Source organism: Gilliamella sp. Pra-s52 (genome assembly GCF_009795805.1).
In the GTDB taxonomy this organism is placed as follows: domain Bacteria; phylum Pseudomonadota; class Gammaproteobacteria; order Enterobacterales; family Orbaceae; genus Gilliamella.
Genome location: NZ_WTEY01000011.1, coordinates 1 through 12668 on the forward strand (window position 1 = coordinate 1; position 12668 = coordinate 12668).

Annotated in this window: 7 protein-coding genes and 1 pseudogene; 2 read left to right on the plus strand and 6 right to left on the minus strand. The window is 34.2% G+C overall.

Annotation, left to right across the window (positions count from 1 at the left end; all coding sequences use genetic code 11):
- Positions 1–385: 385 nt before the first annotated feature.
- A pseudogene (locus GQ594_RS08430) lies at positions 386–2554 on the plus strand (Tex family protein); the annotation flags it as partial.
- 297 nt (positions 2555–2851) lie between these two features.
- Positions 2852–4396, plus strand: a complete 1545-nt coding sequence (locus tag GQ594_RS08435; protein ID WP_160412129.1) for a hypothetical protein — start codon at positions 2852–2854, stop codon at positions 4394–4396.
- Positions 4397–4700: 304 nt separating this feature from the next.
- Here the strand turns inward: GQ594_RS08435 and GQ594_RS08440 are convergent, their stop codons facing one another.
- From GQ594_RS08440 to GQ594_RS08465, 6 genes are all read right to left on the minus strand, one after another.
- On the minus strand, positions 4701–5567 hold the full coding sequence (locus GQ594_RS08440; protein WP_160400090.1) for a YjjW family glycine radical enzyme activase: 867 nt from the start codon (positions 5565–5567) through the stop codon (positions 4701–4703).
- The gene (locus tag GQ594_RS08445) at positions 5542–7089 is read right to left on the minus strand and encodes a YjjI family glycine radical enzyme (RefSeq protein WP_202112531.1); all 1548 of its coding nucleotides are present in this window, start codon (positions 7087–7089) and stop codon (positions 5542–5544) included. Before GQ594_RS08445 ends, GQ594_RS08440 begins: the two co-directional genes overlap by 26 nt.
- A 14-nt stretch (positions 7090–7103) precedes the next feature.
- A complete protein-coding gene (ushA, locus tag GQ594_RS08450) occupies positions 7104–8789 on the minus strand; it encodes a bifunctional UDP-sugar hydrolase/5'-nucleotidase UshA (protein ID WP_160412126.1) in 1686 nt (561 codons plus the stop codon).
- 30 nt (positions 8790–8819) lie between these two features.
- Positions 8820–10121 carry a pyrimidine-nucleoside phosphorylase gene (locus GQ594_RS08455; protein WP_160412125.1) on the minus strand — a complete coding sequence of 434 codons (1302 nt, stop codon included), beginning with the start codon at positions 10119–10121 and terminating at the stop codon, positions 8820–8822.
- Positions 10122–10268: 147 nt separating this feature from the next.
- The gene (locus GQ594_RS08460) at positions 10269–10664 is read right to left on the minus strand and encodes a cytidine deaminase (protein ID WP_160400087.1); all 396 of its coding nucleotides are present in this window, start codon (positions 10662–10664) and stop codon (positions 10269–10271) included.
- Positions 10665–10691: 27 nt separating this feature from the next.
- The gene (locus GQ594_RS08465; RefSeq protein WP_160412123.1) at positions 10692–12650 is read right to left on the minus strand and encodes a bifunctional 2',3'-cyclic-nucleotide 2'-phosphodiesterase/3'-nucleotidase; all 1959 of its coding nucleotides are present in this window, start codon (positions 12648–12650) and stop codon (positions 10692–10694) included.
- Between the last annotated feature and the right edge of the window lie 18 nt (positions 12651–12668).

Consider the following 12668-nt stretch of genomic DNA (forward strand, 5'->3'; position numbering starts at 1 on the left):
GTCGTTGCCAACTATACATTGATCCAATACCATCTCTAAGGTAAAGTTGGTAAATATTATTAAAGAATTTAAACCGTTCAGTAATATAGTCTTCATCACTGGAATCATTTGGTTCAAATTAAAACACTAAAATGCTCAGTATAATTTTCTACGAGAGTTGTGTACTAAAAATGGGGTATTTACATATACTCATTACAGTCGTTTCTCAAATTACTTTAAACAACGTGGGGAATTTTTGCATTTTATTTAATATCATTTTAATCAACAAATATCACTACAAAAAATAGTGATATTTTTTTAGGTAGGTATTCAAAGGTTCGGAATTGCAACAGAAACAAAGATGGGTATATAATCACTACTTTGCTTAAAAGTTGTTAAAAACACCATGATAAACAATCAAATTAGCCATATTATAGCTGGTGAGCTTACTGTAAAACCCGAACAAGTGTTAGCTGCCATTCAATTATTAGACGAAGGTAGCACAGTTCCCTTTATTGCTCGTTATCGAAAAGAGGTAACAGGAGGGCTTGATGATACTCAATTACGAACACTTGATAGTCGATTGAGTTATTTACGTGAACTTGAAGATCGTAAGCAAACCATTTTAAAATCAATAGAAGAACAAGGCAAATTAACGCCTGAATTAAGTAAAAGTATTGCCTCAACGCTTAGTAAAACAGAACTTGAAGATTTATATTTACCGTATAAACCCAAACGCCGTACTCGAGGCCAAATTGCAATTGAAGCAGGTCTTGAAGCTCTTGCTGATGATTTATGGCAAAATCCTTCATTAAATCCAGAAAACGAAGCAGAAAAATATTTTAATACAGATAAAGGTATTACCGATACTAAATCTGCCTTGGATGGGGCTCGTTATATTTTGATGGAACGATTTGCTGAAGAGGCTAACTTATTAGCAAAAGTACGTCATTATCTTTGGAATAATGCTCATTTGGTTTCTCGAGTAGTCAGTGGAAAGGAAGATGAGGGTGTAAAATTTCGAGACTATTTTTCTCAAAGTGAACTTATTTCAAAAGTACCTTCACACCGAGCATTGGCTATGTTCCGTGGGAGAAACGAGGGTTTTTTACAACTTTCCTTAAATGCTGATCCGCAATTTGAAGAAGCACCAAAAGAGAGTTATTGTGAACAAATTATCACTGAGTATTTAGGTGTTCATTTTAATGATCAACCAGCAGATAAATGGCGAAAAGCAGTGATTAATTGGACGTGGCGCATAAAAATTTTAATGCACATGGAAACCGAGCTGATGACGACGCTTCGAGAACAAGCCGAAGAAGAAGCAATTAATGTTTTTGCTGCCAACTTGCATGATATGTTAATGGCCGCACCAGCAGGTATGAAAGTCACCATGGGTATGGATCCGGGGTTAAGAACTGGAGTAAAAATAGCGGTTGTTGATGCAACAGGTAAATTAGTTGCGACTGAAACTATCTATCCGCATACGGGGCAAGCTGATAAAGCGGCAATGGTTATTGCTGCGCTTTGTATTAAATATCAAGTTGAATTGGTGGCAATTGGTAATGGTACGGCTTCGCGCGAGACAGAACGTTTTTATTTGGACGTTCAAAAAAAATACCCAGAAGTGAAAGCGCAAAAAGTGATTGTCAGTGAAGCTGGCGCTTCGGTTTATTCCGCATCAGAACTAGCCGCACAAGAGTTTCCTGATCTTGATGTATCTATTCGTGGTGCTGTTTCTATTGCACGTCGTTTACAAGATCCATTAGCTGAACTTGTTAAAATTGATCCTAAATCTATTGGAGTAGGTCAATATCAGCATGATGTAAGCCAAACTCAGTTAGCTAAAAAACTTGATGCCGTGGTTGAAGACGGTGTCAATGCGGTTGGTGTAAATTTAAATACTGCCTCAATGATGTTACTCGCACGTATTGCTGGTCTAAATAAAGTTATTGCGCAAAATATTATTGATTGGCGTAATGAAAATGGACAATTTACGGATCGCAAACAACTATTAAAAGTTTCGCGTCTTGGGCCTAAAGCATTTGAACAATGTGCAGGTTTTTTAAGAATTATGGATGGTAAAAATCCACTTGATGCCTCTGCAGTTCACCCAGAAGCTTATCCTATTGTTGAGCGTATTTTAGAGAAAAATGGAAAATCTTTAAAAGACATTTTAGGTGATAGCAATTATTTAAAATCACTTAAAGCAATTGATTATGTGGATGAAAACTTTGGTGTGCCAACAGTAACTGATATTATTAAAGAACTTGATAAACCAGGACGAGATCCAAGACCTGAATTTAAAACTGCTCAGTTTGCTGATGATATTGAAACTATGGAAGATTTAAAACTCGGCATGATTATGGAAGGTTCTGTTACCAATGTGACCAATTTTGGTGCCTTTGTTGATATTGGTGTTCATCAAGATGGTTTAGTGCATATTTCGGCCTTATCAGATAAGTTTGTTGATGATCCAAGAACAGTAGTAAAAGCGGGGGATATTGTTAAAGTTAAAGTGGTAGAGGTTGATATTCCTCGTAAACGTATTGCGTTAACCATGCGTCTTGATGATCCTGCGTCATTGACTAAGCAAGATGCTAATCGCATTTCAAAAAAACATACTCAGGCCAACAAACAAAATAATTATAATTCATTGCCGAATAACAGTGCGATGGGAAATGCGTTTGCTGCTGCATTAAAGAAAACTAAATAAAAATATTTACAAATTATGGGACAGTTGTCCCTATTTTGTATTCAGTGCGTTGAAATATGGTCATTTTTATATTGGATATCATCAATGTGCTTTTTAGCTATTTTTTATTAAGTTATAAAATAAAATTAAATTAATAGAAAGGGAATATCAAAAACAATGAAAAAATATTTTAATGTTGTTTGGTTGGCATTAATTGTTATCCTCTCAGGATGTGATAAAAACCAAGTAAAATTAACGGAAGAAGTTAAATCTGAATTGGAAGATCAAGACAAACCGATTTGTTTTTATTTAGGTAAAGTAACATTTCCTTATCTTAAAAAAGATCTTAGCTATCCTGCAAATGAACGAGCAGAGGTTTGGGTAAATAATGAATTAAATCGACGGTTAGAGATTTTTTCAAATTTAGGTTTACTAGAGCGTTCATCAGATGCTAACAATCAAACAACCACCTATCAATTAGCTAAATTAAACAGCGATACTATATTTAAAAAAGGTAGTTTTTGTTTTGGGCAAGTGAGTTTAGATCATCTTTTTGTTGACAATTATAGAAATAGTGTAAACCCTTTTGCAACGGTAACTTATACTATTGAGCAAATTCCTTCTTGGGTTAATAATGATATCTTCAAACAATATTTTTATTCTCGTGAATTAGATAAAAATAAACAAAGTTATTACTATAGTTATCCTAGTTTAATTGATGGGCAATTTCCTAACCAAATATCGTCCACAATTAAGTTAGCTAAATTGGAGAATGGTGAATTGATTTTTGATAACGAAGATTCGATAAAGCATTCATATTTTAATAGTAAAAAAGATGATAACTGGGATCGTGAGCATTTCACTTATGCATATTATGATACGGCAAAAGCAACCGAAATCAGATATGATTTTGTTAAGTATAATCAAATGAATAATGATTGGGGGATAGAGCCAGATTCTGTATTATTTTCAAAAGAAAAACCAAAACCATCAGTAAATTTAGCTCGTTCAACTAACTTAGTTGTAATGTATTACTATTTTGATCATGCGCTTACTCAAAATCGTATTAAGTCGGCAAAAGGATATATAAAAGATAAGTTATTAGCTCAGTACTCAAAATTGCTTAGTGAAAAAAACGATTTTGCTTTTGAAATGAATTTTGATGAAAATGGGGTAGTTTCTTATTTCGTTGATAAAATTGAAAGTTATAATTATAAACAGAAACGTATTATTTCATCTTCTGACGATATGAAAACAGAACGAACGAGTTGGAAATTTTATGATTATTTTACCATGTCTTTACCTAGCCAAGATCAAAACTATCTCAATCCGTTTGCAACCGATGATTATGAAAAAACAGATATATTTGATATTTTCCAAGCAGACTATAACACAAAATTTGTTCAAACAGGGGTTGATTTAGATGAACTTCATTCAGTTTTCGTTGACTATGATGATGAAGACAAAATACTATTTTTTGATAATAATATGACATTTCAATACAATGATAAAAACCAGTTGATTTCAAGGGTGATTGATAATGAAACTTATACTATGGAGTATAATAAAGAAGGTCAATTAATCAAAATGAAAAAATATACTGGTAATAAAAATAAAGCGAGTCTTGAATGTCAATTTTTTAAACACAACCAAAAAGGTGATTGGACAATCAAAGAATGTGATGATGGTAAGATAACAACTCGAACTATTGAATATTATTAATAGCTTTTATAATAATCCTATTTTATTTCTTGTGTATTTACTCGTTAAAGGTGATGGTTTAGACCGTCACCAAATTCGATAATAAGCCAACTTATTGTTAGTTATCACAAATATTACTGCGTTGGTGATTTATCGATTGGCTATATTTTTGTCATATAGAAAAGAAACCGCTTTCTTATTATCGAGAAATAGAAAACCTTGGTATCATTTTGTATAGTCTTTTTGTCGATATGCATTTACTTTTTTAGTGAATGGATTAATTCAAAAACTAAAAATCGATAAAATTTTTACAGTGGTAAAAAAATCACAAATAAACACTAGGTAATACAATCTTTTGTAGATTATATTGTTTTAATTGTTTTGCAAACTGCTCTACTTGTTGTTTACTGGCAGATGGCCATGTTTTAGCAATGCCATGTACACCATGATTATGAAAGGCGTTAATTCGAATTCGAATATTGGGATCTATATCAATTAAGAATTCAGCAATATTTTTTGCATTATCTTGTAGATCGGTTTGTTTTGGAATAATTAAAAATCTTATTTCATATAATTTATTGATTTTGGCAAGATATTTAATCGTTTCTTTTACTCGTAGATTGTCTCGTCCTGTTAGCTGTTTATGTACATTATTATCCCAAGCTTTAAGATCAATCATTGCTCCATCCATCGTGCTTGTTACTTTTTGCCATCCTGTCTGTTTTAAGTAACCATTACTATCAATAAAGCAAGTAAGGTGATTTAAATCGTTGGCTTGTTTTATTGCTCTAAACAGATTCTCAATAAAAGGGAGTTGTATAGTGGCCTCTCCTCCACTAAAAGTTATACCGTTTAAAAATGGCAGATATTTTCGGATAATTTTTAATATATCTTCAACACTGTATTTATAAGTCATTGGTGTTGAGTTATAACCGCAAGTATTAATACAAGTATCACATTGTTGGCAAACCGAAGTTTGCCATATGACGCGATGATTGTTAAAACTTAATGCCTTATGTGGACAAGCATTAATACAATCGCCACAATCCTTACATAATGATATTGTGTAAGGATTGTGGCAGTTTAAGCAACGAAAATTGCATCCCTGTAAAAATATTACAAGTCGATTGCCTGGTCCATCAACACAAGAAAAGGGTAATATCTTGTTAACGATTGCCCATGACTTGTTCATGACTGATTACTCTTGGCTTTCGACATAAATAACTATTGTTTTTAACGTCATCAGCAGCTTCTGCTCCTAAAAACGTTGTGTTAATTCGTGATCCTTCTTGTTTATACTTTTTGATGTCGGATAATCTAACCATATAACCCGTTACTCGAACAAGATCATTGCCACTGATATTGGCGGTAAATTCACGAAAACCCAATTTAAAAGCTGCTTTACAAATTTGCAGTAATGCTGATGGGTTATTTTTGATGGTTTCATCGATAGTTAAAATATCACTAATGCCCGATGTGTAGTAATGATGATGTTTAAATAGCGCCATAATATGGGTAACTGGATCGGGTTCATGACCGTAAGGAATTCTTAGACCAGGGGTTATGCCTATATCGGTACTGATTCCTGATTGTGAATGTAACATAGCCTTTCCTTTCCAAGCATTTTCTATTGTGTGGTTGTCAATAAATTTGGCAATGAGTTGGGTAATGGTTAATGCCAGTTCATTGGCTTGTTCGTCAAAACCATAACGCCCTGCTAAATTTGCTTTTTCTTGCAGGATATTGACCGCTTCAGCCATACCAAAAATACCAAACATAGGTGCAAATCGGTTGGGATCAATTAATCCTTCTTGAACTAAAAAACTGCTATTAAAAAAATTGGATTGATTATAAAGAAAATTCGATCTTGCTTGAATAAGATTAAGCTGTAACTGACAATAGTAAGGTAAGGTATTTGTCAAAAAATCCTCACTATTTTTACTGCGTAATGCCACTTCTTTTAAGTTGATTCGTGAAAGCGTGCTTCCTCCGCCTGCAACTGGCAGTGAATTATAGCAACTTACAACACCGTATCCTTTGCTATCAAAATCTTTTTGGACCATATTATTGTTTGCAATATGAGGTTTGCTTGTTTCACAGATATTTTCAATTGCCACTAATAATAATGATTCTGGGGTAATCTCTTTATCATAGATAAAGGTTAAATTAGGTGCAACTTGTTTTAGTTCTCTATCTATACGTAAAATTACCCGACAGATAATATTATCTGTTGGTCCAATGTTTGCATGCATAAATGCATCAGGTAAATTACGATCGAGCATGATCCAAAAACGCTTTAATCGCTGATAAATTTCATCTTCAGTAAGCTTACCAACGTAAGGAAGTAAAATTTGATCTAAGCATCCTAAATAAACAGGCATACCAGTTACTGAAGGAACGTGATGATAGATGATGATAAGCAAATTTAATGCATCATCAAATGTTTCAGCTGGATTAAGTTCTAACCACTTCGACCCTTGTTTTAAAAATTTCACATAATCAGGTAAAACATAACGAGGTTTATAAGGCGCGTGACCTTCGTACATATCACAGATAACGCGGTCATTTAAAGCTTGTTGTGTTTCTTCATCCAGATCTACATAAGGTAAATTATTTTCTGCTGCTAAGGCGAGTAAATTTGATTTTTGTTTAGGCGACAAATTAGGATCTGTCACAATATTATAACAACTTTGTTGAAATTCAGTCATGCTCATAATTATCTCAATATTTATTTCTCAATAATAAATTGTTTTGGTTCATAATCAGATGCATTAATTGGTGAATGTTTTTCAACATATTGTTTTACTACATCTGCATCGCGATAACCTGTATCAACGTAAGTCGGTGACGTATTGGTTATTGGGTAACCATCTCCACCAGCGGCTAAAAAGTCAAGCGTGGCAATGCGATAGTTTTTTTGTAAATCGATCGGTTGATTGTTAATTTTTACATTTTCAATATTGTCCTCATTTTTTGTTAGGCTAATATTTTTCAAATGCGTATATCCTCCTGAGCCTTGTTTTTTACTTAATGCCGCTTTCAGATAATCAATTAATTCATTGCCTGTTAATTCGAAATAAACCACACTGTTACCAAAAGGTTCCACTTTTAAAATATCGCGGTAAGTAATATTACCTTCAATTAAGGAGTCACGAATCATACCACCAGACATAATGCCAACATCTGCATTAGTTTTTTCAACAAAAGCACTAAGTAACAATTGTCCCATATTGCTTTGCTGGTATCTAACAACATCACGATTGCCTTCTAACCGACCTATCAACTCACCACTTTTGACTAATAACTGCTGTTTACCCAGTTCTTGATATGGTCTCAAATTTTCAAGTAAGGATTTATCTTGAGGAATTTCTTGCGTGTAATATTCAAGGCGTTTGGTGCTATTACCATTCTCCACCTCTTTTTTTAGATTAATAGGAATTAATTGGTAATTTTTTAATGTGATTTTGCCATTTAAAAAGACAAAATCAGCTCGTCCAACATATTTACCCCATTCGTGGGCTTGTACAATCCATGTGCCATTTTGTTGATCTGGTGCACAAGGTGTGCCTGGTACATATTCGGTAATACGTTTATTAGGGCTAGCCATACAGACAGGATTTTGGGAGTGTCCACCTACTATCATATCCAAATCGCCTGTGTGCAATTTTCTGGCTAATTCAACATCGCCCGGTGCCATCGAGCCATGTTCACCATTTTCATAATGTCCCATATGAGTGACAGCAATAATCATGTCTGGGTGTTCATTGTCTTTTAATTGTTTAATTATTTTCTGTGCTTCAGGTAAAGTTTGTCGAAATTCGACGCCTTCTGTATTTTTGGGGGAAGCTAGAAAAATGGTATCATCAGTAGTCAAACCAAACACTGCAACTTTAATACCATTTAAATTAAACATTTTATAAGCATCAAATACACGTTTATCAGTTCCCTTGAAATAAGTATTTGCTGATAAAAAAGGAAATGTTGCCCATTTTTGTTGCTCACGAATAATTGTCAAAGGGTGATCAAACTCATGGTTACCCACAGCCATAGCATCGTAACCAACAGCATTCATACCAATAAAATCAGGTTTGGCTTGCTGTACATCAGATTCAGGGACCCCCGTATTAATATCACCACCTGAAAGTAGCAATAATTTGCCACCTTCTGCTGTAACTTGTTTTCGAATTTCATCCACTACAGTTTTTTGGGCAGCAAGTCCATATTCACCAATATCGTTTTGCCAAAAACGACCATGATGGTCGTTGGTATGTAAAATAGTAAATTGATAAGATTTGTCTTTTTCCCAAGTTGGAGTAGGGGTGTTTTTTGTGGTAACATCGGCCATGCAAGGGGCTGAGAATAGCCCCATACAAACAAGTAATGATAGTTTTTTATTAAATTGAAACGGATACATTGTATCTCCTAACTTACTATATAATAACTACTATTCTGTAATAACTTTGTAAATAAGTTGTGGTTCTTTTGCACTATCACTAATAGTAATATTGTCGTAAAGTTTTTGTTTGATCGCATCAATCTTATCGGTACTAGCATGGATCGTTAACAAAGCTTCGCCTTCGGCTACTTTATCACCTACTTTTTTATGTAACACGATTCCTACAGCAGGATCGATAATATCCTCTTTAGTTGCACGGCCTGCACCTAATTGCATAGCAGCAATACCAATTTGATCGGCAATGATTCTTGAAACATAACCTGATTTAAGTGCAGGTAAAGCAATTTGATAAGGTGCACTAGCTAATTTTTCAGGGTGATCAACAACTGAGCTATCCCCACCTTGTGCTTCAATAAGTATTTTGAACTTCTCAATGGCTTTGCCATTTTTAATAACTTCTTGAAGTTTTGCTCTGGCTTCTTCTAATGTTTTGGCTTTATTAGCAAGCACAACCATTTGGCTACCTAACGTTAAAACTAATTCAGTTAAATCAGCAGGGCCATGACCTTTTAAAGTATCAATGGCTTCTTTTATTTCAAGTGCATTACCAATTGCATAACCAAGCGGTTGTGACATATCAGATATAATAGCCATGGTTCGACGACCAATTTGGTTACCGATATTGACCATTTCGTGAGCTAACTTTTCGGAATCGGCCATATCTTTCATTAGTGCACCATCACCTGTTTTGACATCAAGTACAATAGCATCGGCGCCTGCTGCTAACTTTTTGCTCATAATTGAGCTTGCAATAAGAGGAATAGAGTTAACTGTTCCTGTGACATCACGTAAAGAATATAACTTTTTATCAGCGGGAGTTAAATTGCCTGATTGACCGATAACAGCAAGACCTTTATGATTAACTTGATCGATAAAATCTTGTTTACTTAATTCAATTTTAAATCCTGGAATTGATTCAAATTTATCGGTAGTACCACCTGTATGACCTAAACCACGTCCAGACATTTTGGCAACAGGAACATCTAATGCGGCAACAAGCGGTGCAAGTACGAGTGTTGTGGTATCACCAACGCCTCCAGTTGAATGTTTATCAACTTTAATTCCTTGGATTGAAGATAGATCAACGGTATCGCCTGAATACATCATTGCACTAGTTAAATCAGCACACTCTTTTGATGTCATACCTTTATAGTAAATTGCCATTAATAACGCACTAACTTGGTAATCGGGGATAGCGCCATGAGTATAGTTGGTGATAAAAAATTGGATTTCTTCGGTAGTTAGAGGATGTCCATCACGTTTTTTTTCAATAATATCTACAAATCTCATTATTTTTCTCTTTTAAATCAATTAATTATTTTTTGTTTACTTATACAAATGAGCATGTTTAGTTTTTGTCGAAAATAATCGACTTAAAACAGCACTAAAATAAGTATAATGTTACATTATTTAACAACTTTGTTTCAAAAAACGAAATTACTCCAAATCACTTGGTGAAAAAGACCAAGGTAATAATTCCCCTACCGTTGTTTCTTGAACTTTACCATTCATATTCGTTAAAATAACTGGCATATCTTTAGCACAAAACTCACTAATCACTTGACGACAAGCGCCACAAGGTGAGATAGGGCCTTGAGTATCTCCAATTACCACTAATTTTTTAAATTTCCTTTTACCTTCAGATACCGCTTTAAAAATAGCCGTACGCTCCGCACAGTTGGCTAATCCATAAGAGGCATTTTCAATGTTGCAACCTAAAATGGCTTCGTCATCTTCGGTGATAAGTACAGCTCCAACCTGAAATTTAGAATAGGGTACATAAGCCTTAGCTCGGGCTGTTTTGGCTAATTCAATTAGTTTTTCAATTTTCATATTAATAATCCTTCTGTCTTAATCACATTATTTTGTGGGTGTTTGTAGATTGATACGGTAAACACCAAACCCTAAGTTGTCTTGTTCTATAAATTTTATTGGGTAGAGTGAATTATTTTGAATATAGTTTTTTGCATCATCATTAAGGGAGGATTCAAAGCGAATATCCAAATCTTTATTACTAGTAATCGGAGCAATTCGCCAATTATTATCGACAGTAACATCTACTGTGCCGTTTTTTTGGGTCATATTGGTGATATAAGCTGAAAGAATCACTCTTAAATCATCTGGTGAATTGAATTTAACATTTTTTTCACCTGTCCCAGGAAATATGCCACTATAAGCGCGATAGTTATTGGTAGCAATTAAAAATGTTTGATTAGGGTTAATCGGTTTTTGTTGATAAGTTAGATTGTTAATTCTTTCTGATGTTGGATTAATTAGCTGACAATTTGCATCATAACGAGGTGGTTTAGTAATATCTATTTGATAATTCACCCCATCAATTGTATCAAAATTATAAGTTCTAAACTGTTCCCAGTTGATCAGGTATTGTGGGTTTGATGTATTAACATCAATTTGATTATATACTCCTGCCGAACATTCAAGCCACTCTTTTACGTCTGCACCAGTAATTTTTAATGTTGATAGTAAATTAGGATAAAGGTAAATATCCGCTGCATTTCTAAAGGTTAAATCCCCTTTTTTTACATCAACAAAAGCATTTGGATCATTTTTTCTTCCACCAGCTTTAAACGGTGCAATGGCTGATAAAATAGGTAATCCATCTAGATCGGGATCGCCTTGAACAAATTGTTTAACATAATCGATCTGCGCATCGCTAATAATTTGTAAGGCTGAGCTATCTTCGACCAAAGCTAAATAACTAGTAATATCAGTTGAAACTTTGCCTATTGGTTTGCTAACAAATTCACGCGTACCTTGATGGTCTTGATTTAAAATATTGACGATATTTTGATCGGTATCAACTAATGCTTTTTTATTTTTTATATCATAAATAGGGCGAGCTTCAGATTTTCCTGAAACCACTTGCCAATTTGCTTGTTCACCTTCAAGAACTAAGTCAACTACTCCTAAGTGGCTTCCCCATTGTCCTGGCATGACAGCCGGAACGTGATTAATGTTACCGGTTTTTATATCTGTATTTGGTAGTGATTTGAACTCCTCGCTTGGAAACACTCCATGGGCGTGGCCAAACATAATTGCATTAATACCTTCAACTTGACTTAAGTAATAAACTGAATTTTCAGCTAGTGCTTTATAAGGCTCAGAAGAAACACCTGAATGAGGAATGGCAATAATGATATTAGCGCCTTGTTTTTTCATTTCTGGAACCAAGCGCTTGGCTGTTTCGGTAATGTCTTTAACCACAACTTTACCATCAAGATTAAGTTTGTCCCATTGCATAATTTGTGGTGGCACAAAGCCAATGTAGCCAATCTTAATGGTTTGCTTGTTACCATTTCTATCTACAACGGGGGTATCAATAATAATATATTGCTTAAAGAACGGTTTATTGGTTTTTGCATCATAGACATTTGCATTAATATAAGGGAATTTAGCTCCAGCAAGGCTTTTTTGTAGGAATTCCAAACCAAAATTAAATTCGTGATTACCAATATTACCTACAACATAATTAAGCGTGTTCATTGCTTTATATACAGGATGAATATCACCATCATTAAGGCCTTTATTTACTGTATAATCAGCCATTGGACTACCTTGAATCAGATCGCCATTATCAACAAGAACACTATTTTTTATTTCACTTCGTGCTTGATGAATCAAATTAGCTGTTTTGACTAATCCAAAGGTCTCGATAGATTGATCTTTAAAATAGTCGTAGTTCATCATATTACCATGTAGGTCGGTTGTTTCGATAATCCTTAAATCAACCGTTGCTGCACTGGATGTGCCAGAAATGAATAGGGCTAAAAAGGTTAAAGATAACTTAGTTTTTTTCATACAAATCTCCTATTATTC